14 protein-coding genes and 1 tRNA gene are annotated in these 24,739 nt (G+C 63.5%); 10 read left to right on the plus strand and 5 right to left on the minus strand.

Annotation, left to right across the window (positions count from 1 at the left end; all coding sequences use genetic code 11):
* The first annotated feature begins 68 nt into the window (after positions 1-68).
* Complete coding sequence (locus ACFPK0_RS05660; protein ID WP_377338975.1) at positions 69-1,598, plus strand: GH39 family glycosyl hydrolase; 1,530 nt, start codon at positions 69-71, stop codon at positions 1,596-1,598.
* A 105-nt stretch (positions 1,599-1,703) separates the two neighbouring features.
* Here the strand turns inward: ACFPK0_RS05660 and ACFPK0_RS05665 are convergent.
* Positions 1,704-1,779, minus strand: a tRNA-Thr gene (locus tag ACFPK0_RS05665).
* A gap of 280 nt (positions 1,780-2,059) precedes the next feature.
* On the opposite strand from ACFPK0_RS05665, the gene pilV reads away from it, so the two are divergent.
* The 7 genes from pilV to ACFPK0_RS05700 are packed head-to-tail and all read left to right on the plus strand — an operon-like array spanning position 2,060 to position 11,450.
* The gene (pilV, locus tag ACFPK0_RS05670; RefSeq protein ID WP_377338977.1) at positions 2,060-2,599 is read left to right on the plus strand and encodes a type IV pilus modification protein PilV; all 540 of its coding nucleotides are present in this window, start codon (positions 2,060-2,062) and stop codon (positions 2,597-2,599) included.
* A complete protein-coding gene (locus tag ACFPK0_RS05675; RefSeq protein WP_377338979.1) occupies positions 2,568-3,734 on the plus strand; it encodes a PilW family protein in 1,167 nt (388 codons plus the stop codon). The genes pilV and ACFPK0_RS05675 overlap by 32 nt, the downstream gene beginning before the upstream one ends.
* The gene (locus ACFPK0_RS05680; RefSeq protein WP_377338981.1) at positions 3,731-4,489 is read left to right on the plus strand and encodes a pilus assembly PilX family protein; all 759 of its coding nucleotides are present in this window, start codon (positions 3,731-3,733) and stop codon (positions 4,487-4,489) included. The genes ACFPK0_RS05675 and ACFPK0_RS05680 overlap by 4 nt, the downstream gene beginning before the upstream one ends.
* A 10-nt stretch (positions 4,490-4,499) precedes the next feature.
* The gene (locus ACFPK0_RS05685; protein ID WP_377338983.1) at positions 4,500-9,917 is read left to right on the plus strand and encodes a pilus assembly protein; all 5,418 of its coding nucleotides are present in this window, start codon (positions 4,500-4,502) and stop codon (positions 9,915-9,917) included.
* Between the two features lie 8 nt (positions 9,918-9,925).
* On the plus strand, positions 9,926-10,333 hold the full coding sequence (locus ACFPK0_RS05690) for a type IV pilin protein (protein WP_377338985.1): 408 nt from the start codon (positions 9,926-9,928) through the stop codon (positions 10,331-10,333).
* Positions 10,334-10,335: 2 nt separating this feature from the next.
* Positions 10,336-10,767 carry a DUF4124 domain-containing protein gene (locus ACFPK0_RS05695; RefSeq protein ID WP_377340273.1) on the plus strand — a complete coding sequence of 144 codons (432 nt, stop codon included), beginning with the start codon at positions 10,336-10,338 and terminating at the stop codon, positions 10,765-10,767.
* A 47-nt stretch (positions 10,768-10,814) separates the two neighbouring features.
* Positions 10,815-11,450 carry a GspH/FimT family pseudopilin gene (locus tag ACFPK0_RS05700; protein WP_377340275.1) on the plus strand — a complete coding sequence of 212 codons (636 nt, stop codon included), beginning with the start codon at positions 10,815-10,817 and terminating at the stop codon, positions 11,448-11,450.
* A gap of 136 nt (positions 11,451-11,586) precedes the next feature.
* On the opposite strand, the gene recD is transcribed toward ACFPK0_RS05700, so the two are convergent.
* From recD to recC, 3 genes are read right to left on the minus strand one after another with little or no spacing between them, the layout of a single operon-like run.
* Positions 11,587-13,611, minus strand: a complete 2,025-nt coding sequence (gene recD, locus ACFPK0_RS05705; protein ID WP_377338987.1) for an exodeoxyribonuclease V subunit alpha — start codon at positions 13,609-13,611, stop codon at positions 11,587-11,589.
* Positions 13,601-17,272 (minus strand): exodeoxyribonuclease V subunit beta, encoded by a 3,672-nt coding sequence (gene recB / locus ACFPK0_RS05710; protein ID WP_377338989.1) that lies wholly within the window; start codon positions 17,270-17,272, stop codon positions 13,601-13,603. The genes recD and recB overlap by 11 nt, the downstream gene beginning before the upstream one ends.
* Positions 17,269-20,751: an exodeoxyribonuclease V subunit gamma gene (gene recC / locus ACFPK0_RS05715; protein WP_377338991.1), complete on the minus strand. Its 3,483-nt coding sequence runs from the start codon at positions 20,749-20,751 to the stop codon at positions 17,269-17,271. The genes recB and recC overlap by 4 nt, the downstream gene beginning before the upstream one ends.
* 92 nt (positions 20,752-20,843) lie before the next feature.
* On the opposite strand from recC, the gene ACFPK0_RS05720 reads away from it, so the two are divergent.
* On the plus strand, positions 20,844-21,458 hold the full coding sequence (locus tag ACFPK0_RS05720; RefSeq protein WP_377338994.1) for a class I SAM-dependent DNA methyltransferase: 615 nt from the start codon (positions 20,844-20,846) through the stop codon (positions 21,456-21,458).
* A gap of 140 nt (positions 21,459-21,598) precedes the next feature.
* On the opposite strand, the gene typA is transcribed toward ACFPK0_RS05720, so the two are convergent.
* On the minus strand, positions 21,599-23,425 hold the full coding sequence (typA, locus tag ACFPK0_RS05725) for a translational GTPase TypA (protein ID WP_056080515.1): 1,827 nt from the start codon (positions 23,423-23,425) through the stop codon (positions 21,599-21,601).
* Positions 23,426-23,935: 510 nt separating this feature from the next.
* Between typA and ACFPK0_RS05730 the strand changes: the two genes are divergently transcribed.
* Positions 23,936-24,712, plus strand: coding sequence for a TenA family transcriptional regulator (locus ACFPK0_RS05730; RefSeq protein ID WP_056604831.1), 777 nt, complete (start codon positions 23,936-23,938; stop codon positions 24,710-24,712).
* Positions 24,713-24,739: the final 27 nt, after the last annotated feature.

A 24,739-nucleotide genomic window follows, 5' to 3' on the forward strand; every position in this document is an offset into this window, starting at 1 on the left:
GGGTTTGCTTTACTGGCGCCATGAACATGCCCACTTTCCGCCGTTCCCTTACCGCCTGCAGCTTGGTCATGCTCCTGGTCTGCCTGGTGCCCGTCGTCTACGCCGCGCAGGGGGTACGACATATCGACATCGATGTGCAGGGGAAGACGTCGCCGCTGGATCGTTTCTTCAATTTCTCCATCGGCTCCGATTACCCCGGCACGCTGATGCGCGACGACAGCCTCGCGCAGCTGCAGACCGCAAGGAAGGAACTGGGCTTTCGCTACATCCGTTTCCACGCCATCTTCCACGACGTGCTCGGCACCTATCGCGAGGTCGACGGCAAACCGGTTTACGACTGGACCGGCATCGATGCGCTTTACGATCGCTTGCTCGCGATGGGCATCCGTCCGTTCGTGGAGCTGGGCTTCACGCCGGAGGCGATGCGGACCTCGGATCAGCACCTCTTCTACTGGAAGGGCAACACCTCCCATCCGGTGCTTTCGAAGTGGAGCGCGCTGGTGACCGCGTTCGTGCGTCACCTGGAGCAGCGCTATGGCCAGCAGGAGATCCGGCGCTGGTATTTCGAGGTCTGGAACGAGCCGAACCTGGCCGGCTTCTGGGAGGGCGCCGATCAAAAGGCCTACTTCGACCTTTTCGATGCCACTGTGCGCCACATCAAGCAGGTCGATCCGCAATTGAAAGTGGGCGGCCCGGCCACGGCAGGTGCGGCCTGGGTGCCCGAGTTGATCGCGCACGCCAGGCAGGTCGGCGTACCGATCGATTTCATCACCACGCATACCTATGGCGTTGATGGCGGCTTCCTCGATGAGCATGGCGAGAGCGACACCAAACTCTCGCCATCACCGGATGCGATCGTCGGCGACGTGCGCCGCGTGCGCCAGCAGATCGAGCAATCCTCCATGCCCGGCCTGCCGCTGTACTTCACCGAGTGGAGCAGCAGCTATACGCCACGCGATCCCGTGCATGATTCGTACGTCAGCGCCGCGTACATCCTCGGCAAGCTCAAGGCGTCGGAAGGTTTGGCGCAAGGCATGAGCTACTGGACCTTCAGCGACCTGTTCGAGGAGCCGGGCCCGCCCACGGCGCCGTTCCAGGGCGGTTTCGGCCTGATGAATCCGCAGGGTATCCGCAAGCCGGCCTGGTTCGCCTACAAGTATCTGAACCGGCTCGGCGCAAGCCAGCTGAAAACCGCCGACGCGCAGAGTTACGTGACGTGGGACGACGGCGTGCTCAAGGTGCTGGTCTGGGATTTCGTGCAACCAACGCAGGACAAGAGCAACCGCCCGTTCTACACGAAGGTGTTTCCCTCCCGGCAGGATGGCGCCGTCACGCTCGACCTGAAGCATCTGCCGCCGGGCACCTACCAAGCCGCGGTTTACCGCACGGGCTACGACGCCAACGACGCGTACACCGCCTATCTGCGCATGGGTTCCCCGGCGTCACTGACGCCAGGCCAGTTGCAGCAATTGCAGGCGGCCACCACCGACCAACCCGGGATTCTCGCGGTGACGGTCGACGCCGATGGAAAGGCAAGCGTGCCCGTTCCGATGCGAACCAATGATGTCGTGCTGATGGAGATCAGGCAGAGCCCCTGAGCGCGAAGCCTGGCGTGGGTGGCTTCACCTCAGCGGGGAGCTTCGCCGACACAAGAAAGCCCCGGAAAACTCGCGCTTTCCGGGGCTTCGGGTCTTGCAGGAAACTGGTGCCGGAAAGAGGAGTCGAACCTCCGACCTACGCATTACGAATGCGCCGCTCTACCAACTGAGCTATTCCGGCAGTGAGCCGCGAATTTTACGGGGCGGGAGGTGGTTGGCGCAAGCTGTGTGGCGGGCCGGCATTCCGCAGGACGTGCGCCGCAAGCGCTGGTCGGCAACCTTTTCCCCGCCGCATCCTCGATACCAGGCATGCCCGCACCTATCGCGCACCGGACCACGGTCACGTTTTCACGCTGCCCGGACACCGCTCATCGGGCCGTTGCTACCGCTTGTCGGGAGAGGGCTGGCCGAGAGCTGCGGAGTGGCTACATTGCACGAAGGGGTATCAGGGAGAATTTTCCATGCAAGTCTTGTCGCGTCAGCGAGGCGTCTCGCTGATCGAGGTGCTGGTCGCCATGCTGATTTTCAGCATCGGCGTGCTGGGCATCGCGCTCATGCAGATCAAGGGTGCCCAATACACCAAGCAGGCCGGGGCACGTACCGTCGCCGTATTGCAGGCACGGTCGTTGAGCGATGCGATGCGTGCCAATCCGGCGGGCGTCTACGGCGTGAAGAGCAAAGATCTGATTCCGTCAAAAAACGGCGACCTCAGCGAAAGTTATTACCTTCACAGTGGACCAGCCGTCCCCACCAGCGTCGGTTGCGACAACGATGCCTGCAGGCAGGCGCATAGCGACCTGGCGCAGTGGATTACGCAATTGAAAGCCGCTGCGCCCACGCCGGTCAAGGCCGATGGCAGCATGGACAGCAGCGCCCTGGCGGGGGTAGCGGTCGATAGTGACAAGGGGAGCTTGATCATCACGTCCAGCTGGAACGGCATGTCCGCCAGCGCGAGCGGAGTCGCACAAAATGATTCGTACCATTTTACCTACCACCCCTGAGGTGGTCCGCTCTCGAAGTGTCCGGCGGGGTCCGGCGCGCCTGCGTGGTTTTTCGCTGATCGAACTGATGGTCTCGATGGTTCTCGGCTTGCTGGTGGTCGCCGGCCTCATCAACCTGTTCGTCGCCAACCGCAAGGCGTACCAGATCCAGTCCGGGAATAATTATCTGCAGGAGAACCTGCGCATTGCATCGGACCGTGTGGGCTGGTCTTTGCGCATGGCGGATTTCTGGGGCGGCAACAAGTCGTCGGCCGTCGTCGTGTCCGCTGGCAGTACCGTCACCAAAAAGGGGGATTGCGACGGCGCGTGGGCAACTGCCGTCGCACCGGGCTCGAACGGTGCGGGTGCGGTGTTTGGCTATGACGGCGCGGATGCGTTCCCGCTCGATGCCGCCTGCATCGGTGGCGAAGACAATTACGTCAAGGGCTCGGATGTGCTGGTGTTGCGTTATGCCGAGCCGGACGTATTGTCGCCCGGGCCTGCTGCCAGCAGCGCCGCACCGGCAGAAGCAGCCACCATCAGTGACAACCCCGACCAGATTTTCCTGCTTTCCGTACCGGGCTCTACTGCCCAGCTGTTCGCCGGCACCGTGCCCGGGGCTGGCGGCAACAATTCGCTGCGCCGCTATGTGCACCCCTACCAGATCGACATGTATTACCTGCGTCCCTGCAACGTGCCGGTGGGCTCGATCTGCAATGCCGCTGCCGATGGTGGCATGCCGGTACCGACCCTGATGCGCATGCATCTGCAGAGCGACGGCACCTTCATTTCCGAGCCGGTGGTGGACGGCATCGAACAATTGAATTTCGAGTTCGGCGTGGCTACCTCGGCAAACGACATGGTGCCGGAATACGCCCGCGCGACTAAAGTGACAAACGACAGTAACTGGGGAAATGTCGTATCGGTACGCGTTTCGGTGGTAGCGGTGAATGCGGTACGCGACGTCTCTGTTCCGCATATCGGCACCTACACGCTTGGCACGCTTGAAGCCTGCAAGTACACGATCAATCGTGATGCCGCACCGACCACCACGGATTGTGAGGACTTCACCCCCTTCGGTGGTGACAAGGCATCGCAATTCGTGCGCGCCAGTCAGCAGTTTGTGGTGCAACTGCGCAACCGGATACGGGGATGACGGTGATGTCGATGCAACGAATCGGACAAGAAGGCGGTATGGACATGCGCACGGCAACTCCCGGTTTTCGGCGACAGCGCGGCGTTGCGCTGTTCGTGGGCCTGGTGTTTCTTGTCATGTTGAGTCTGGTGGCGATCGTGGTGATGAAGGACACCTTGCTTGAAACGCGCATGACCACGGCAACCGCGCGGCACGAGCAGGCGTTCGAGGCGTCCGAGGCCGGCCGCCTGATCCCGGAGACAGTGTTGGCTGCGCATGTGTTCAACCGCGGTTGGCCCAATAGCTGGGGCGGGTCGGTGCCAGACAGCGCGTTCGATCTGAACGCCACCTTTGTACATCGTCCTGACTGGATAGAACTGCTCGATCCCGCCACCACGAGCGGCCAGGGCCTGCAAAAGTGCGGAGGCGTGGGGTTGGTGATCTTTTACATGCCGCAGGCTTGCGGTGTACACGCCGACAATTACAGCTATTCGCCGTCGGATTGGGATCCTTCCGTCATCATGACCACCTGCAGCGACGGTGGCGCCACGTGCGAATCCAATCGAAAGATCAAGACCACCGTGGCCATGATTCGTGACGGCGTGACGGTCAACAAGGGGTCCGGGGCCGCGCAATCACAAGGGTACGCCAGCATTGGTGTAGGCACGGCGAGGGGTGGTTCCGCACTGTACCTGCAGATACGTAGCCAGGCGACGGTGCCTGGCAATGGCCAAGCGGCCACCATCGCGCAGTACAAGTTGAATATCGATCATTGAGGGCGTCGTAATGACCCGATTCAAACCGTTGTTGCGTGGCCTCTGGCTGTGTCTGCCCATGGTGCTGATCAGTGGCGTGGCGCTCGTGGCCGTCTCAGCGCAAACAGTCACGCCCACCGTCGAGCCTGGCCGTATATCTCTCAAGGACATGCCCTCTTTCGAGGCCTATCCATCGGGCGTGAATGGATTGGCGGCCAGCAACCCGCCGCCACTGATCATGCTGGTGATGTCGCGTGACGAACAGTTGTTCAACAAGGCGTATCCAGATTACACCGATCTGAACAACGATGGCGTCATCGATACGACGTACCAGAACACGTTTGAGTACAACGGTTATTTTGATCCGGCAATCTGTTACGACTACGGATCCGGCACTTTTTATTCGAAGGCCAACGCCAGCAATCACCAGTGCAACGGCTCGCTCTGGAGCGGAAACTTCCTCAACTGGGTCTCGATGAGCCGGCTGGATATCATCCGCTGGGTTCTGTACGGCGGCACGCGCAGCACCGATCAAGCCGGAAAGACCGTCCTTGAGCGCGCCGAAATTCCCAATGACCTGCACGCTTGGGCGAAGGTCTATTCGGGCGCCGACATCAACAAATACACGCCGTATACGGGCACACGCACCTTTTGTAACGTCTCCAGCGGCAAAACTGGCGGCTGGGGCACCGTAAGCGATGTCCAAAGCGGCATCGACACCACGCCACAGATCCGCGTGGCCAGTGGCGATTGGGCGGACTGGGCCACCACGGCGAAGCTGCAATGCCAATGGAAGGGAGACAATGCGGAAGGCGACAGCAACAGGCCCTCCAAGACGGGTAACGTCGAGCGCACCGCGCGTGTCACGGTTTGCCAGAACAACGGCACCGCGCCCAACGAATCGTTCTGCGTGGCAACCGGAAGCTCGCTGAAGCCGGAAGGCCTGCTGCAGAAATACAGCAAGGAGGGGAGCGCCGACGTCAAGCGTTTCGGCCTGGTCACGGGCTCCTGGGTCAACGCGCGCAAGGGCGGGCAAGTGCGCAGGAACATCGGGAAGCTGGCGTCCAACCAACCGGGCACGGGCTGTGCCCAAGGCGACGAGTTCAACAGCCTCGATGGAACTTTTTGCTACAAGACGGCCAGCCCGCAACCGGGCGAAGGCATCGTCAAGACGCTCGACCGTTTGCAGATCGTTGGTTGGAATGGCTCGGACTACGGCACGAGCGGTGACGCGCGGTGTAACGCGCCGGGTGGGACGGCTTGGGGCAGTCGTGGTTATTACATCCAGGAGCATCCGGCGATGTGCCCGGATTTTGGCAACCCGCTGGCGGGCATGTATGCCGAAGCGCTGCGCTATATCCAGGGAGCGTCCGGCCCAACCTATGCCGATAGTGGCGCGCTGCCGACGCCGGCTTGGGTGGATCCCTATGGTGATTCCGCCGATGGAGAACCGCGCAACCTTCCTTGCGCCAGCTGCTCAATCATTGTGATCAGCAGCGGTCTCAACAGCTTCGATGACGCCAATGTCCCTGATGCAAGTACGTTGGAGGCGGACACCTATACCGATGCCCTGCAAACGAAGGAGGGGATTACAGGCAGCTATTTGCTGTCCACCTACTACAACGACAAGGCGTTGACGGACGCACCAGACAATGGCTATCTCACCGTGGGTGGGACCAAGTTCAGCGACATCGCTATCTGCTCGCCCACAACTATTGGCAGCCTGTCCGATGTTACCGGCATCTGCCTGGGCACTCCCGGCCAGGAAGGCTCCTACACCATCGCGGGATTGAGTTACCGGGCGTGGGCCGATCCGATTCGGACCGACGACAGGGTCAAGGACGATTTCAAGGTAAAGACCTACGGAATATCCCTGTCGGAAAACCTGCCGTCATTCTCGATACCGGTCGGTAGCGATTCCATCTCGCTTTCGCCGACGTGTCGCGCTGACCCCGCCAACAAAGGCACTTATGCCAGTTGCTATATCGGTTCGGTTGCCATTGGTGCGCGAAAGAACCAGAACGGGAATACGACCTATGGGCTCGCGCCATCCCCGGGATACGAAACCGTTGGAAGCTATTATTTCGTGTGGGAGGACTCGCAATATGGATCCGACCATGACCAGGACGCCACGAACGTCATTTCCTGGTGCGTAGGAACGAGCTGCAACAAACCTTCCTCAATAACATCCGGCGTGGCCATTTGCGACCCCATCGTCGTTAACGGAACCAAATCCACGGCTGCCATCGGCGGGGCATGCACCTCCGATGGCAAGCTTGCCCAGACGATGGGTCCGAAAGACGTGTTGGTGCGCAACCAATGGCTGGGCTACAGCTCCTCGGGCATGTATATCGGCTATCAATTGAGCGGCGCGAACTCCACTGCAGTTGCTGAAATCAACAATTCAGGCGTTTCCTTCGGTTGCAACATGCTTGCGAATATCGTCTGCAATTCAGCGCCTCAGGTAAAGCGGTTTACGAGCACGGGCTCCGCTGTGACGGCCTTGCAGAGTCCGCTTTGGTACGCAGCAAAATACAGCGGTTTCACAGGCGAAACGCCCGCGTTGCCAGTGGATTCAAAAGATCCATTGAACTACTTCTTCGCCCGGAACGCCGGTGCTTTGAAAGACAAGCTCGACAAGGCCATTGGTGGAACAACCTCGATCGCTGCCAACAATTTCGGCAACGCGACCACGCCGTCGTCCAGCAACGACGTGCAGGGCAGTGGTCTTTCTTACCAGGTGCAATATTTCCAGCAGCGCGATGGTGTCAAGTGGACCGGCAGCCTGCAGGCATTCTGGTCCGACAGTGAGGGCTACCAGCGCGAAGGCACGGACAGCGGGGCGCAGGAGCTGGAGCCCGACGCGATGTATGTAACCACCGGGCCGGATACGTCCGAGGGCGCGTTAGCTGGCGCAATGGCCAGTTATCGCTGCTCGGTCAAACCAGAACCTGCAGAAGGGGATGCGTCGTTCGATCCCTCAAAGAACAACAGCAACTGTTCGATGGTCACGGCCACCAATCCGCTACATCCGGCGTGGGACGTGGGTAAATGGCTCAACGCTTATTACGAACCCACCGCGGCGACCGGGTCGAGTGACGCCAATGCGATCGCCAACCTGGCCAAGCAACGCACTTATGGCAACGCCACCGACCTCGCTGGTGCGAGCCAGCGCTACATCTTCACTTACCTGACTCAGGCTCCCAACGGTGACGCTGCCAGCGGTACGGTGGTGAACGGCACCCAGACCGCGTTCGTATGGAATGATGCGGCGTGCGATGCCGATGGCACGTACACACTGGCGGTGGCGTCCGGTTTCTGCGGCGGTATGAAGGACGGCGAACGCTACGGCAACTATGGTTTGCTCAACGAGAAAGATCCGTTGATGGCCAAGAAGCTGGTTAATTGGGTGCGAGGCGTGGAGTACAACGACTATCGCAGCCGTACTGGCACCGGAGGTACGCGCACGTATCGGCTGGGCGATATCGTGGATTCGTCGCCGTCTGTCGTAGGCGTTCCGGCGGAATCTTATGACCTGTTATACAGCGATTACAGTTTCGCCTCGTTCCGAGCCAACTACCGTGACCGTCGTCAGATGGTTTACGTAGGGGCCAATGACGGCATGCTCCATGCGTTCAATGGCGGCTTCTATGTGCCCGGTCACGCCGATCCCGACCCCGACAATGCCACCAACCCCACGGTCGTCCGGCAGTTGACCACCGCGAGCAAGATGACCAGCGGTAATGACAGCTTGCCGCTAGGCAATAACTGGCAGCTTGGTCAGGAAGTGTGGGCCTATGTGCCTAACAACCTTTTGCCTCATTTGCGCTGGTTGGCGGACAAGAACTACACGCATGTCTTCTATGTTGATGGCTCGCCAGTCGTTTCCGATGTCCAGGCCTTTGTCAGCACCGCGAGCGACCCGTCCACCGCCGCTTGCAAGGCTGGGACGTCCACAGTCAAGGACACGAAGGGTCATGTATGCGGTTGGGGCACGGTCATGGTGGTGCCGTTCCGGCTGGGAGGCGGCCCGATCAAAGTGGATACCGTGGGCGATGGCGACACGGAAGAGGGGAAGGCTCACTTCCAGTCCTCTGCTTCCGCCTACGTGTTGCTCGACATCACTGACCCCGAGCAGCCGCCCACTGTATTGGGCGAGATCACCACGGGTACGTACACCACGTCTGCGCCCGCGTTCTCGGTGCACCGGGAGAAAGACGGCACGCTGCACTACTACCTCACCATCGGTTCGGGTCCCATCGACAACGGCGGTCCCAACGGGGAGCAAGACAAGCCCGTAGCGGCGCCCGACGGCAACCTCAAGGTATGGGTCTACGACGTCGCCGACATCGTGGCGCAAAGCAGCACGCCGGTAGCCGCCCTGGACACGGGACCGGAAGACAGCTTCGCTGGTGACATGGTGGCTTCCGACTTCGACCTGAACAACAGCGCCGAGGGTGTCTACTTCGGTGTGGTCACGAACCCCGCCGATCTGGACCTGAGCAAGTCCACCGGCATGTTCGGTGGCGGTCTGTGGAAGCTGGACATGAATACGGCTCCCGCGGATGCAGACGGAAACGCCGCTACGGTGACCGACACCAGTGATCCCAATACGTGGGCCCTCGAACAGGTGATCGATACCGGACAGCCAGTAACCATCCGGCCAACATTGGCACTGGATTCCACCAATCGAGCCATGGTGTATTTCGGCACAGGGCGGTCGTTCACCACCAACGATGACAGCGGGGCATCCGCACAGGGTGTGCAGCAGCAATATATCTATGGGGTATCGGACAATAGCTTGCTGGTGGGTTTCGACGACGTCTGCAAGGAGATGCCCGCCACGGGGCCGCTCTTTGACGCCTCGGATATTTTCGTGACCAGCGAGAGAAAAGTTTCGGGCCTTCCGGATGACGACAAATTCAAGGACACAGCCACCTTGGATATCCTGGCCGCGCAATTGACCGCACGCGATCCTGAAACTGGGTGCTACAACTATTCGGGCTGGAAACTGCGGCTTGCGGCGGGCAACAACGGGGTTTCGGTGCAACAGCCATCGGAACGTATCATCAGCAGCCAAGTGCTCTACAACGGCATTCTGCTCACGCCCAGCTACATTCCCGCCAACCTGTCGCAGAAGACGGCGGCGAAGCAGAGCGCTTGCAATCCGGTGCCGGTGCCGGGCAGCAGCAACCTGTATGGCATGAATTATCAGACCGGCACGGCCGATCCCTCTCTGGCGAGCTCCTTCGGCATCAGTGGAGGCAACGTGTCGAACAAGGTGAACCTGGGTAGCGGCAAGGCTTCCTCGCCGGTATTGCATGTTGGCAATGGAGAGGTCAGGGCTGCCTTGGGTATCAGTGGCGGCACCAAGCTGCAGGAGATCGGCGCGCTGGGCGCGGCCAGCAATGGAGAAATTTCGTGGCGCGAACCGATGGACAACCAATGAGAACCGACATGAACCGAGCCCGCGGTTTCAGCATGATCGAGTTGATGATCGTCCTGGTCATCATCTCGATTCTGGCCGCCATTGCTATCCCGTCCTACCGACAATACATGCTCAAGGGACACCGCTCCGAGGCGACGCGGGCGCTGCAGGACATTGCCTCACGCCAGGAGAATTACTACTTCAGCAACAACGAATACGCCGACAACCTCGGAGATCTTGGCGCCACGTCAAGCATCGCCGGATCGTATTACACCATCGCCATCGCCTCGGCCAGCAGCACTGATTATGAAATCACTGCCGCGGCGCGTGGCACGCAGACGCAGGATGGCGCCTGCACTGCGTTCGCGCTGCATCGCTCCGGCGCGAAGGGATCGTCCGGTAGCGGTGCGACGGAAATCTGCTGGGGCGGGCATTGAGCATGCGCTGCTTACTGGCGCTGGTGGCGTTGGCCATGCTGGGCACAGGTGCGGCATGGGCACAGACGTACTACAAGTGGATCGATGCCCAAGGCGTCACACACTACAGCGAGCAACGCCCACCGACGACGAAGGCGAAGCCCGTCCATGTGCGTGGCACGCAGGGGCAGGTGCCCGCCGCACCTGCCACCGCAGCCGCGCCCGCCACCATGGCAGGCGATCTGAAGGCGGCCACGGATGACTTTCGGAAGCAGGCGTGTGCCGCCGCGCGCAACAACCTGCAACTGCTCTCTGGGTCTTCGATGGTGCTCGATACCGGTACCGTGCAACATCCTGATGGCGTCACCACGGCGACCAAGCTCTCGGCCGAACAGCGGGTCGCGGCCACGGTCGAGGCGCGGCATCAAATTACCCAGTACTGCGATCGCGGATGATCACGATGACAACCTGCACTCCGTCAAATTCACCCCTACCGCCACCTATGGCTGCCGCGTATGGGCGGGGTTCCCATTGGCGCGGGCTCGGCAGGCATGGGGCGGCGCACGCAAGAACCCGTGGTTTTACTCTGTTGGAGTTGATGGTGACATTGGGGGTGTTGGGCATACTCTCCACCATCGCCTACCCGAGCATGCGTGACTTCATGCGGCGGAACCGTGCGGTAGCCCAATCCAACAGCATCCGTTCCGATATGCAATTTGCACGTGGTCAAGCGGCCGCCACTCGCAGCTATCTGTCAGTCTGTCCGTTGGCTATCGCGGGGACCACCACCTGCTCAAGTGCCGGTAAAAGTTACGATCAGGGCTGGTTGGTGTATACGGCCTCCAAGCCGAACATCGCCTACGACGCCAGCGTCACCGGCAGTCTTCAACGCGCCGCTTCCGCCCCTGGTGGCACCTCCATACGTGCCAGCAGTGGCGGCGTGCTTACATTCAATTCACGTGGCGAGTTGCTTGTCGGCGGTGTCCCCAAAAGTGTCAGCGTCATCATCTGCGCCAAACAGGGCGACGACGACAGTATCGGGACCAACACGACGGCGGTGCCAGGCGTCCAGTTGAATATCGCCACTTCCGGCCGCGCTGCGTCGAGCAAACTGGCGACCAGCGAAGGTTGTTCTTGAATTACACCCCCGGACCTCCCCGTTTGCGCCATCCGAGCCTGGTTTGAATCGATTGCCACCGCTTCCCGCAATTTGTCATGAAGCTGGCCGCCACACAGAGCGATTCGAGGCTTTGAAGATGGCGTAACACTGCATGTCAGCAGCCTCCCAGCCGCTCAGCCAGCCCCGAGTACCGCCGGGTCTGTTGCCGGGTCGCCAGCTCGATGATCTCCTCGCTGCCGGCCAGGGTGAACCAGCGGCGGGCGCGGGTGATGCCGGTGTAGAGCAATTCGCGGGTGAGCAGGGGGCCGGGGTCGGGTGGCAGGGCCAGCAGGGTGTGTTCGAATTCCGAGCCTTGCGATTTGTGCACTGTCATCGCGTAGGCAGTGGCGACATCGTTGAGGCGTGAGGGCAGGATGCGGCGTACGTGTGTGCTGCCTCTTGCGCCCGGCGTCGTGCTGGCGGGGAATGCCACGGCCAGTCGCGCGCCGCCTTCGCCATCGGGGAAGCGCAAGCAGATGCCGACGTCGCCATTGGACAGGCCCAGGCTGTAGTCATTGCGCGTGACCATGACGGGGCGGCCTTCGTACCAGCCTTCGTTTGCATGGCCCGGGCCGACGCCCGCTAAGCGGCCTTCGATCAGGCCACGCGCTTGCAGTGCTTCGGCGATCTGCCGGTTCAGCCCTTCCACGCCGTACGGTCCGCGGCGCAAGGCGCACAGCAGCTGAAAGCGGTTGAACGCGCGCAGCGTGTCGAGTGCCCACGCATCGTGGGCGTCGTTGCCTGCGTCATCGGTGGGGCGTTGGCGCCGCAGTTGTTCAAGGTAGTGGCGATGCCCGCATGCGTTGGCGTCGCTGCTGTCGTCCTGTGCGTGCGAACGTCCATCTATCGCCAGGTCGACCAGGTGTGAGGGTGTCGCCGATGGCTCCCATATCACGTCGGTCGTGGCGGTCGTCAGCAATGCGTGCACGGCGGATGCATCGCCCATGTTCACGGCAGCGGCGAGTCTGCCGATGCCGCTGCCGGCATCGAAGCGGTGGCTATGCCGCAGCATGGCCACTTGCTGGTCGAGCGCGTTGGCGTCGGCGGTCACGAACGGCGAGACATCTTCGCCGGTGGTGGCCTTCAGCCATTGTGCGGTGGCGTCATCATAGTGACCGCCCTGCGCACGGCGGCACAGGTCGCCGAGCACGGCGCCGGCTTCCACCGAGGATAGCTGATCCTTGTCGCCCAGCAGGATCAGCCGTGCGGTGGCAGGTAGCGCGGACAGCACTGCGGACATCATCTCCAGATCGATCATCGACGCTTCGTCGATCACCAGCACGTCCAGGTGCAATGGATTGGCGCGGTCGTGGCGAAAGCGGCGGGTGTCCGGGCGTGAGCCGAGCAGGCGGTGCAGCGTGTCGACCTGGGTGGGAATGGCGGTACGGGCATCTGTATCGACGTCCAGTGTGGTCAGTTGCGCGACGATCGAAGCGCTCAGGCGTTCGGCGGCTTTGCCGGTGGGCGCCGCCAGTCGGATGCGCAGCGGCCGCGCGTGCTCGCGCAGATGCAGGGTCTGCAGCAACCCCAACAGCCGCACGACGGTAGTGGTTTTGCCGGTGCCCGGTCCACCGGTGATGACGCTGAAGGCGGATCGCGCCGCCAGTGCGCAGGCGATTTTCTGCCAGTGGAGGGGCGCCGTGTCGTGCACCGCTTCGACTGGGTTCTTTCCGTTTGATGGAAACAACCGTTGAAGTTCGTCGGCCAGCTGCAGCGGCAGCTCGTGGGGCCGCGCCAGGCGTTCGCGAATGGCCGCAGCCACGTGGCATTCGTGGTTCCAGTAGCGACGCAGGTACAACCGGCTGCCGTCGCGCACCAGCGGCGCGGCGGTGGGCTGGCCCTTGGCGTCGGCAATCAACGGGGAACGCCATGTGCCGACGTCCTCCTGCACGCGGCGCAGCAAGGTGCGCCAGGGGAAGGGCCATTGCTGCTCGTCGGCCAGGGCGTCCAGTGCGTCGATATCCAGGCACAGATGGCCATCGGCCAGCTGACGGCTGAGCAGGGCGCCCAGCCACAACAACGGTGCCGGTGCGGCGTTGTCGCGCTCGGCCAGGAAACGCGCCAGCGCCACGTCCAGTGGTCGCAGCCGATGCTGTGCGATATCCGATTCGAACATCGCGGCGAGCGACTCAGTGGGCATCGTGTGCATCTCCCGCGGCGAACAGGCGGTCCATCGCGTCCACCAGCGCAAACGGCAGGCGTTCGCTGTGCACGCCGTGGCCGGTGCCGTCGACGCCGCGTAAATACAGGTAGAGCACGCCGCCGACATGCTGCGCGTAATCGTAGCCAGGCAGGCGCGCGCGCAATTGCCGATGCAGGGCCAGCGTGTAGATCGCGTACTGCAGGTCGTAGCGGCTGTGCAGCACCGAATCACGCATGGCATCGATGGTGTAGGCCGTCGCGTCGGCGCCCAGCCAGTTCGATTTGTAATCGACGATGTAATAGCGGCCGTCGTGTTCGACCACCAGATCGATGAAGCCCTTCAGCATGCCGTTGAGGCGGTCGGGCAGCAGTGGCGCTCGGAGCCGCGCGTCCAGCGTGTGCGCGGTGACCAGCTGATCCAGCGCGCTGGCGTCCACGCGATGGGCCTCGAACCAGAACTCCAGTTCGGCGCGGTAAGCGTGGTCGCCCAGCGCGGCCAGCGGCACGCTTTCACCCGTGGGCAAGGGCAGCGGCGTATTCAGAAACTGCGGTAGCCACGCCGCCAGCATGTCGCTCCATCGTTGCAAGTCGCGGCGGCAACGGTGAGCGATCAGCACGCTCTGCGTGGCTGGTGCGGTGGCGCTGTACGCAAAGCCTTCGTCGGCCGCCGTTTCGAGCAGGTCGTGCAGGAACGTGCCGGGTTGGGCGCCACGGGGAAAGTTGTGGATGGTCGGCGTTTCTATGTTGCCCGTTGGCAGGGGCGCCGCAGGAGATTCGATCCCCGCCTCGACGAACACATCCTGCTGGGCGGTTTCCGGCGCTGAGCGACGCGGCGCCGCTTCCACCGAGGCGACCTTCAATGTGCTGTAGCTGGCGATCCACCAGGGTTCCGCCGGTTGTCCGTGGAAAGTGCGCGCGGGCTGGATGGCTGGTGTCTCGGCGGTGGGCTGGTGGCGCCTTGTTTCCGCTGGTTCTTCCAGCTTGCTGACATGGACGTATGGATGGCCATTTGAAAGCTGTTCGATCCGCGCCGAAAGCGCTTCCGCCTCGATGCTTTCGCCGCCGGCCAAGACATGGCCGAATGCGGATTTGTGCAGGCCGGAGGTTTTTTTCTGGCCATCCTTGAGATTGCCGATGCCCAGCCAGCAGCTGTGGCGCGCGCGGGTGAGCGCCACGTAGAAAAGCCGCAGATCCTCCTGCAACCGTTCGCGTTCGGCGGCAGCGAGTGCAGCGCCGGTCGGTTGAAGATCCAGCGCGGGTTGGTTGGCGTCGTCGTGCCAGACGAAGCTGTCGGTGAGTTTTGTCTCGCGCAGGCCGCAGACGAAAGGCAGCATTACCACGGGGTATTCCAGCCCCTTGGACTTGTGGATGGTGACGATCTTGATCAGCCCGGCCTCGCTTTCCAGCCGCACGATTTTCTCGTCGGCGGTTTCCATCGCGCTGCCGGCATCGGCGATCTGGGTGGTCAGGTGGCGGATCAGCGCATGTTCGCCATCCAGCGCGGTGGCGGCTTGCTGCAGCAGTTCGGCCAGATGCAGCAGGTTGGTCAGCGCGCGCTCGCCATCGGCGCGGGCCAGCAGTGCCGCGGGCAGGCGGAACGCATGCAGCAGGTCGTGCATCATCGCCAGTACGCCATGGCGCAGCCAGGTGTCGTGCAACTGGCGGAAGCGGTCGCCGCAGCTTTCCCAGTACGTCTCGTCCTGGTTCAGGCGATCCAACTCGGCATAACCCTGGCCCAGCGTGTCGCTGGCCAACGCCGCGCGCATGGCGCGGTCGGAGCCGGGCTCGGCGCAGGCGTGCAGCCACAACAGCAGGTCGTGGGCTTCGGGTGAGGCGTACACCGAATCCCGGTCGGACAGATAGACGCTGGCCAACCCGCGCGATTGCAGCGCATCGCGCATGAGCTTCGCTTCGCTACCGGTGCGCACCAGGATGGCGATATCGCCGGTGGACAATGGCTTGAAGCCGCCCTGCGCATCGGCGAAACCGCATTCACCGCGCTGCGCCGCATCCAGCCATTGCACCAGCGTGGCGGCGGCGTGTGCGGCCATCATCTTCTGGTAGGCGTCCTTGCTCATCGGCGTAGCGTCGGCGGCCACGGCGAGTTGCAGCGCGGGCATGGGCAGGCCGTGCAGCAGCAGGCGCTCCGCGCGCCCTTGCGCGGTTACCGGCAGGAAGGGCAGGCCGTGCTGATCCTTGCCGAACAGGAAGGCACCCTGTGCGTGTTCCTCGGCGAAACCGAACACGCGGTTCACTGCCTTGACCATGTCCTCGGTGGAGCGGTAGTTGGTGGTGAGCGTCCAGGTCGGCTGGCGGGCGCTGTTGCGCGCCAGCAGGTAAGTGTGGATATCGGCGCCGCGGAAGCTGTAGATCGCCTGCTTGGGGTCGCCGATCAGCAGCAGTCCGGTGTCGGCGCGCTGCGCGTAAATCTGCCGGAAAATGCGCCATTGCTGCGGGTCGGTGTCCTGGAACTCATCGATCAGCGCCACCGGGTATTGCGCGGCGATCGTGTTCGCAAGTTGCTCGCCGTTGCCGCCATGCAGCGCCCGGTCCAGGCGCTTGAGCATGTCGTCGAAACCCAGTTGCGCGCGCTGCTGCTTGGCCGTTTCCATCTGCGCCGCGATCCATGGCACGGCGTGGGCCAGGATCAGCGGTTTGAGTGCCTTGCCGATGGGCCGGGCTTCCAGCAGTTGTTCGATGGCGGCGAAGGCGGGGTGCTGCGGCGTCTCGTGGTTCTTGTTGGTGGCGGCCAGCAGTTTGTTTTGCGTGTAGCGCGCCAGCGTCTTGTCGTCGATGGCGGCGTTGTCGCTGGCCCAGTGGCGCAATTCGTCCATGTCCAGGGGGAATTGCGCCGCCTTGTAGGTGGCAGCGCTGAGCGCCTTGGCCTCGATCGCGGCTTTCAGTTTGGACTCGATGGTGTCGGCGGCGTCGCGCCAGAGCTGGCGCGCGATGTTGTCTGCTTCATGCAGCGGAGCCAGTTGTGCCTGCATGGCTGTGGCGAGGCTGTCGATGACCGGCAGGGTTTGGCCGTCCAGACGCAGATTCTCCAGCGGCTGGTGCAACAGCGGCACGACGCTGGATTGCAGGTCGCCGGGTGCTTTCCACAGCGCGGTGACCTGCTCGGCGTCGCGGCGGTCGAGCGCGAAAAAGTTCTGGCGCCAGTAGTCGCGCACGGCCTCGACCAGCAGTTCGGTTTCGTCGCCGGTGGCGTTCTGCACGAACGCGTGGCCGCTGTCGAACGCATGCTGGCTCAACATGCGTTGGCACCAGCCGTGGATGGTGTGGATGGCGGCCTCGTCCATCCATTGCGCGGCCAGTTCCAGCTGGCGGGCGGCGCGGGCGCGATCGTCGGCCTCCGGATACTCGGCGACCAGTTTGGTCAGGAAATCGTCGGCAAGGCCCTGGCCGCGGAACGCGGCGGCGGCTTCGCCCAGGCGTGCGCGGATGCGCTCGCGCAGTTCGGCGGTGGCGGCCTTGGTGAAGGTGACCACCAGGATCTGCGGCGGCAGCAAGGGCGTTGCGGTGTCGCCATGCCCGAGCACCAGGCGCAGATACAGCGCGGCGATCGTCCATGTCTTGCCCGTACCTGCGCTGGCCTCGATCAGGCGTACGCCGTGCAGTGGCAAGTGCAGGGGGGCGAGGGATTCGATCCGCGTCATGCGTCGCTCCCGCTGGTGGCATCAACCACGGCCTGATACAGCGGCAACCAGCGCTCGAAGCCACCCGCCTGCAATGCCTCGAAGCTGGGCCAGGCACGCGCCAGATAGGCGTCCTCGCCCGCTTCGCCGGGGATGTGGGCGAAGCTGTTGCCTTCGTAACAGGCCTTGGCCGCCGTGACCGGGTTTTTCGGCGATTGCAACCACGCGAACGCGGTTTTGCGGGCGATGGGCAGCGGCGATTGCATGCCTTCATGCAGGGCGGCGAGCAGGGCATCCAGTTGGGCAGCCGCGTCTTCGGGCGACAACGCATCCAGCCGCGCCTGCGCATCGGCGCCGATCAGTCGGGTCTGCATGTGCAGGCCGTTCGCATTGGCCAGCAAATGGATCACCCACGCAGACAACAACTTTTCGTGGCGCAGCTTGCCGTTCTTGTCCGCCAAGGCGCCGTTGACCAGTTCCAGGCGGCCGTGCTGTTCTGCCTCGTTGCGGCGCAGATCGGTGAGCCAGTCTTCGACCTGCAATCCCGCGCCGGCGTAATGCAGCTCGTGCTTGTCGTCGGTGAGTGGCCACTGCACGCATGCCTCGCGCCATTCGCCGGCCAGCCCCTTGACCTGTTCGGCGATGTCCGCCTGCAACGCGGCACCGAATCCACCGGGCGGCAGGCGGCCTTCATCGTGCAGGCGCGCGGCCGCCGCGACGATGGCATGGTCGACGTCGTCGACGGCTGGGTCGATCGCGGCGTGCAGCACGGACTGGGTGGCGCTGTAGCGCTGCAACCCATCGAGCGCGAACGGTTCGTCATCGCTGACGTCGTCGTTGTTGTCCGCGAAGAACACGTTCAATCGTTGATTGAAAAAATACGCCACAGGCTTGTGCAGGAAGCGTTGCAACGCGCCGATGCCCAACGCCACGTCCGGCTGCCACGGTGCCAGTGTCGAAGCCGGCAACGCGATGGCTGCGGGCTGATGCGCCTGCTGCCACTCCCGCGCATAGGTGAAGACCCGCGCATCCTCGCCAGCGCCGAAATAGCAGCGGCTGAAGGGTTGCAGCGGGTAGGTCGTGGTGAGCGCGGCGAGCAGGTTCTTGCCCGCGTCGGCGTCGGTGGGCGTATCACCGTCGCGGTACCAGCCGGCGGCCAGGTAGTCGCGCAATTGCCCCACCAGTACGGAGGGAGGCAGCGCGCTGTTGTCCCGCGCGCTGCGGCCGACCCAGCTCACGTACAAGGTTTCGCGGGCGGACAGCAGGGCTTCGAGGAACAGGTAGCGATCATCCTCGCGGCGCGAACGGTCGCCCGGACGGCTGTGGCCCGGTTGCGCCATCAGGTCGAAATCCAGCGGCGTTTGCTGGCGCGGGTAAGCGCCGTCATCCATACCCAGCAGGCACACCACGCGAAACGGAATCGCGCGCATCGGCATCAGCGTGCCGAAGCTCACCGCGCCGCCCATGAAGCGCTGCGACAGCCGGCTCTCGTCGATGGCCTGCAGCCAGTGTTCGCGCACGATGGCCAGCGGAATGGGCTCGGCGAAATCCGCCTCGCGGCAGGCTTGCTGCCACTCGTCCAGAGCCTCGTCCAGGCGGTTCAGGCGCTGTGCGTCCTCGGCGTCGCTGCGGTCGAAGAAATCCGCCAGCAGCCCGTGCAGGCGGTCACTCCACACATCGGGCGTGGCGGGCAATCGCAATTGCTGCCAGTGGTGTTCCAGTTGATCCAGCAGCAGACTCAGCGGCCCCAGCAGTGCAGCGTCCAGCCCGCCGACATCGGCGTACGGCGCGATGCCATCCAGCGATTCGCCATCGCCTACCGCGTAGCCAAGCAGCATGCGGCGCAGGCCGAAGCGCCAGCTGTTCTGTTCCAGCGCGGGCAGGTTGAGGCTGCCTTTTTGCGCGCCATCCAGACCCCAGCGGATGCCGGCGTCCTCGATCCAGCGCCGCAGTGTGGGCAGTCCGGCTTCGGTAAAACCGAACCTCTCGCGCAGGGCCGGAACATCCAGCAGGTCGAAAATTTCGCTGGCTGCGAAGCGTGATTCCGGCAAGGCCAGCAAGTGCTCCAGCGCCACGATCAACGGCACGCTGCCGCGCGCGGACTGGTCGGCCACACTGCAGGGCAGGTAGCGCGGGTCGCTGGGCGGCAGCCGCCCGAACACGGCCTGCACATGGGGCGCATAGGTCTGGATATCGGGCACCATCACGATCACGTCGCGTGGCGCCAGCGGCGTGCCCGCAGCGGCGGCGCGCTCGAACATCGCCAGCAACTGGTCGTGCAGGATTTCCACCTCGCGCTGCGGGCTGTGCGCCACGTGGAAGCGCAACGATGCGTCGTCGGCCCGCCAGGGTTTGCGCAACGACGGGTCGGCGGGCAGCGGTTCCAGATCCAGGATGGCTTGTTGCACCTGCTGCAGCAGGCCGTGGCCTTCCACGTCGTGGAACAGGTCGATGCCGCGGTCGATCGCGGCGAATTGCTGGCGGTAGCGGTCGGGCTGGTCGCAGCCATCCAGCAGGCGGATGTAATCGCGCCCCTGCTTGCCCCACGCCGCCAGCAGCGGATGGGCGTGCAGGTGCAGATCCTCGTAGCGCGGAACGGCGGGTGTGCCGGGTTTGCCGGCCTGTCGCCGCTGGCTGGCCTTGAGCAGTTCGCGCTCCTCGATGATGTCGGCCCAGTAATGGCGGCAGGGATTGGCGACCACCAGCAGCACCTGGGAAAAGCGCGCCAGCGCGGTGAGCGCCTCCAGCGTCTGCTGCGGCAGCGACGACATGCCGAACACCACGATGCGCCGGGGCAGCCCCGCTGGCCGTGCATCCAGTGTCGGTACGCGCTCGACGAACGCCTTGTGCACGGCGGCGCGATGGCTGCGCACCGACGCCGCGCCCACATCATCGAGCAGCAACCGCCACAGTCGCGGCTGCCAGCGCTGGTTCGGCGCCAGTGGCGTGAGGCGGTCACGCAGGGGATCGTGCAGGTCGTCGCGCCCGTGTTCCCAGTCGTCCAGCCAGTCGGCGCGGTAGACCTGGTATTGGTCGAACAGGTCGGCCACGCGCGCGGCCAGCTGGTAGCGTTTCTGCCAGTCCGGGTCATCGCCCAGGAAATCGCGCATGGGCGCGAAGTCGTCATCGTCCAGGTGCTGCGGGATCAGCCGCAACAGCCGCCAGGCGAGCCGCGTCTTGTCGAACGGCGAGGTGGCCGGCACCGCGTCGCGGCCCAGTACGGCGCGGTAGGCGGTCCACAGGAAACGCCCCGGAAGTTGCACGTCGATCGCCGCGCTGATGCCCAGCCCGCCGGCGTCCGGCGCGCGGGCCAGGGCCAGTTTCAGCCACTGCGCGATGCCGTTGCTCTGCACCAGCATCAGCTCGTTTTCCAGCGGCCGCAGCGGCGCGCGGGCCAGCCAGGCGGCAAGCAGGTCGCGCAGATCCTCCAGCCGGTTGCCGTGCAGCACCATCAGGCCGGGTTCGATCGGTAGGGCAGTGGTTGGCGCAGCGGAACTCACGGAAGGCAGCACTCCTGTGTGATCGGGGATTGTCGCCCAGATGGGTCGCGCCGTCTGCGACAGTTACCATGCAGCTTTGCCCGGGCCAGCGCATGCCGAAGACTTACGACCGCAACTATTTCGACAAGTGGTATCGCGACCCGCGTCACGCGATCGGTTCGCCCGCCGAGTTGCGGCGCAAGGTGGCGATGGTGGTGGCGCAGGCCGAGTACTACCTGGCGCGACCGATCCGCAACGTGCTCGACGTGGGCTGCGGCGAGGCCGTGTGGCGCGCGCCGCTGCGCGCCTTGCGACCGGGCATCGATTACCGCGGGCTGGATGCCAGCGAGTATGTCGCCGCACGTTACGGCCGCAGCCGCAATGTGGGGTTGGCCAGCTTCGGCCAGCTGGAATACCTGCGTTTCGACCAGCGCTTCGACCTGATCGTATGCACCGACGTGCTGCATTACCTGAAGCCCGCCGAGATCCGCGCTGGCCTGGGCGGTATCGTGGAGATGCTGGAGGGGATCGCCTTCCTGGAAGTGTTCACCGGCCGCGATGACGTGATTGGCGACCGCCAGGGTTTCATCTCCCGCGCGCCGGCGTGGTATCTGCGCGAGTTCGGCGCCGCCGGGTTGTTGTCGTGCGGCTCGCATTGCTACCTGGGGCCGCGGCTGGAGCGGCATATTGCGGCATTGGAGCGGGCGCAGTTGCCGGTGGTGCCCTAGCGAATCTGTAGGAGCGGCTTCAGCCGCGACCAGGGTTTCTGTCAGCCCGGTCGCGGCTGAAGCCGCTCCTACACAGGGATATGGTCGAAAACAAAAGGCCGCCTTGCGGCGGCCTTTTGTCTTTACCCGGCTGCGACAGCTCAGCTGCGCGAGGCGCGCTTGCGGTCGTTCTCGGTGAGGTGCTTCTTGCGCAGGCGGATTTCCTTCGGGGTGATCTCGACCAGCTCGTCATCGTCGATGAAGTCCAGCGCCTGTTCCAGCGAGAACTTGATCGCCGGGGTCAGCTGGATCGCATCGTCCTTGCCGGAGGCACGCATGTTGGTCAGCGGCTTGGGCTTGATCACGTTGACGGTGAGGTCGTTGTCTTTGGCATGGATGCCGACCAGCTGGCCTTCGTACACGTTGTCGCCTTCGGCCGCGAACAGCTTGCCGCGATCCTGCAACGGCCCGAGCGAGTAGGCCGGCGTGGTGCCGCCGGCATTGGCGATCATCACACCGTTGAGGCGCTTGGCGATCTGGCCGTCTTCCTTCGGACCGTAATGGTCGAACACGTGGAACAGCAGGCCCGAACCCTGGGTCAGGGTCTTGAACTGGTTCTGGAATCCGATCAGGCCACGCGCCGGGATTTCGTAATCCAGCCGCACGCGGCCCTTGCCGTCGGATTCCATGTTCTTCAGCTGGCCCTTGCGCATGCCCAGCTTTTCCATCACGGCGCCCTGGTGGACTTCCTCCACGTCGACCACCAGCTGCTCGATCGGCTCCATCTTCTTGCCGTCGATCTCCTTGATGATCACTTCCGGGCGCGACACGGCCAGCTCGTAGCCTTCGCGGCGCATGTTCTCGATCAGCACCGACAGGTGCAGCTCGCCGCGGCCGGAGACCAGGAATTTGTCGGCGTCCGAACCCTGCTCGACCTTCAGCGCCACGTTGTGCACCTGCTCGCGGTCCAGGCGGTCCTTCAACTGGCGGCTGGTGAGGAACTTGCCGCCGCTGAGGTCCTTGTTGCCGGCGAACGGCGAGTTGTTGACCTGGAAGGTCATGCTGATGGTCGGCTCGTCCACGGTCAGCGCGGGCAGGGCCTCGGGGGCCTCCAGCGCGCACACGGTGTCGGAAATGGTCAGCTCGGAGATGCCCGAGATGGCCACGATGTCGCCGGCCTCGGCGGTTTCCTGCTCGATCCGCTCCAGGCCCAGGAAGCCCAGCACCTGCAGCACCTTGCCCTGGCGCTTCTTGCCATGGCGGTCGATCACGGCCACCGGCATGTTCTTCTTCAACGTGCCGCGCTGGATGCGGCCGATACCGATCACGCCCACGAAGTTGTTGTAGTCCAGCTGGCTGATGCGCATCTGGAACGGGCCGTCCGGGTCCACGTCCGGCTTGCTCACGTGCTGCATGATCGCTTCGTACAGCGGGGTCATGTCGCCTTCGCGGACGTCGTCATTAAGGCCGGCGTAGCCGTTCAGCGCCGAGGCGTAGACGATCGGGAAATCCATCTGCTCCGGCGTGGCGCCGAGGCGGTCGAACAGGTCCCACACCTGCTCGACAACCCATTCAGGGCGCGCGCCCGGGCGATCGACCTTGTTGATCACCACGATCGGCTTGAAGCCCATCGCGAACGCCTTCTGCGTCACGAAGCGGGTCTGCGGCATCGGTCCGTCCATCGCGTCGACCAGGATCAGCACCGAGTCGACCATCGACAGCACGCGCTCCACCTCGCCGCCGAAGTCGGCGTGTCCCGGGGTGTCGACGATGTTGATGCGGTTGCCCTGCCAGGTGATGGCGGTGTTCTTGGCCAGGATCGTGATGCCACGCTCCTTTTCCTGGTCGTTCGAGTCCATTACGCGCTCGGCCAGCACGGTGCGCTCATTGAGCGTGCCGGACTGCTTGAGCAGGCAATCGACGAGGGTGGTCTTGCCGTGATCGACGTGGGCGACGATGGCGATATTGCGCAGGTTTTCGATAGACATGGGATCGACTCGGGCGGCGCACAGGCCGTCACGCAGGTTTTTGAAGGACGAATTAACCGATTATACGGAGTTGTGCGCCAACTTGCCCGTGATTTCGTTCAGGCGGGGCGCGGTGGTAGAACCCGGCCCGTTCAGGGGCCGCCGTCGGATGGCGGCGGGGCGCCATCACACCGCGGACGGCCGGCGCTTTCTCTTGCCGCGGGACTGCGCGAGTATCGAAGGTCAATGCAGGTGGCGACCGTTGGCGCGCAGCGTACGGAAGCCTTACGTGATGGGGAAGCGCGAATACGAAAAAGACCGAGCCGTTAGCGGCAATCGTCGCCTGGGTTGTCTACGATGACGATCAAGCAGGCCGGCGCGCCCAATCGCGGCCCGGCGTTCATGAAATGAGATTTGGCATCGCTCGCGATGTTGAAGCACCACCGGCAAAAGGGATCCCTGTCTCCTGCGCCGGCTCAACCGAGGCTGCAAACCTTGCAGCCTCTCACTTGTATCTCCAAGGAGAACGGCATGAACTCGCATTTTGAACGCACTGGCCCGCTGACCGAACTGACCAGCTACCCGCAATGGGCGCAAGATATGGTCGCGGACTGTGCCAGTACCAAGCAGAGCGTGGTGGATCACCAGCTGTGGGCCAGGATGAGCGATGGCACGCTCGGTCGCGATGGCACCATCAATTTCATGTGTGGCATCTGGCCGGTCATCGAGCGGTTTCCCGGTTACATGGCGATGAGCCTGCTCAAGACCCAGTACGGCCGTAGTGCCGGCGACAACCTGGCGCGACGCTGGCTGGTACGCAACATCCGCGTGGAACAGAACCATGCCGAATACTGGTTGCATTGGGCCGAGGGGGTAGGGGTGTCGCGCGATGAAGTGCTGAACGGCATGCCCCCCCGGGGAACCCAGACCTTGGCGCATTGGTGCGAAGAGGTGAGCAGCGGCGACAGCCTGGTAGCCAGCATTGCTGCCACCAACTACGCGGTGGAAGGCGCCACGGGGGAATGGTCGCAGCTGATCTATGAAAGCGAGAGCTACAAGCAGCGTTTTCCCGAGAAAACGCGTGCCGGTTCGCTACGCTGGCTACAGTTGCATGCGGCTTATGACGATACCCATCCATGGGAGGCGCTGGAAATCGTTTGCACCCTGCTCGGCACGTCCCCGGCAGCCGAGGAGGTTGCACACATCACAGCCTGTATCAAGCGCAGCTACACGAGCATGCGGATACTTGCTGATCGTTGTGTACAGCCTTCGCGGATGCTGAACGTTCTCAGCGAAGCGGCAGCTTGACGGAACGGGCTGCTGCAAGGTCCTTTG

This window comes from Rhodanobacter ginsenosidimutans, assembly GCF_042655685.1.
GTDB lineage: Bacteria > Pseudomonadota > Gammaproteobacteria > Xanthomonadales > Rhodanobacteraceae > Rhodanobacter > Rhodanobacter ginsenosidimutans.

Coding starts and splice junctions, on each gene's coding strand:
- ACFPK0_RS05660 (WP_377338975.1), top strand. CDS start 69: ATGCTCCTGGTCTGCCTGGTGCCCGTCGTCTACGCCGCGCAGGGGGTA.
- pilV (WP_377338977.1), top strand. CDS start 2,060: ATGCAAGTCTTGTCGCGTCAGCGAGGCGTCTCGCTGATCGAGGTGCTG.
- ACFPK0_RS05675 (WP_377338979.1), top strand. CDS start 2,568: ATGATTCGTACCATTTTACCTACCACCCCTGAGGTGGTCCGCTCTCGA.
- ACFPK0_RS05680 (WP_377338981.1), top strand. CDS start 3,731: ATGACGGTGATGTCGATGCAACGAATCGGACAAGAAGGCGGTATGGAC.
- ACFPK0_RS05685 (WP_377338983.1), top strand. CDS start 4,500: ATGACCCGATTCAAACCGTTGTTGCGTGGCCTCTGGCTGTGTCTGCCC.
- ACFPK0_RS05690 (WP_377338985.1), top strand. CDS start 9,926: ATGAACCGAGCCCGCGGTTTCAGCATGATCGAGTTGATGATCGTCCTG.
- ACFPK0_RS05695 (WP_377340273.1), top strand. CDS start 10,336: ATGCGCTGCTTACTGGCGCTGGTGGCGTTGGCCATGCTGGGCACAGGT.
- ACFPK0_RS05700 (WP_377340275.1), top strand. CDS start 10,815: ATGGCTGCCGCGTATGGGCGGGGTTCCCATTGGCGCGGGCTCGGCAGG.
- recD (WP_377338987.1), bottom strand. CDS start 13,611: ATGCCCACTGAGTCGCTCGCCGCGATGTTCGAATCGGATATCGCACAG.
- recB (WP_377338989.1), bottom strand. CDS start 17,272: ATGACGCGGATCGAATCCCTCGCCCCCCTGCACTTGCCACTGCACGGC.
- ACFPK0_RS05720 (WP_377338994.1), top strand. CDS start 20,844: ATGCCGAAGACTTACGACCGCAACTATTTCGACAAGTGGTATCGCGAC.
- typA (WP_056080515.1), bottom strand. CDS start 23,425: ATGTCTATCGAAAACCTGCGCAATATCGCCATCGTCGCCCACGTCGAT.
- ACFPK0_RS05730 (WP_056604831.1), top strand. CDS start 23,936: ATGAACTCGCATTTTGAACGCACTGGCCCGCTGACCGAACTGACCAGC.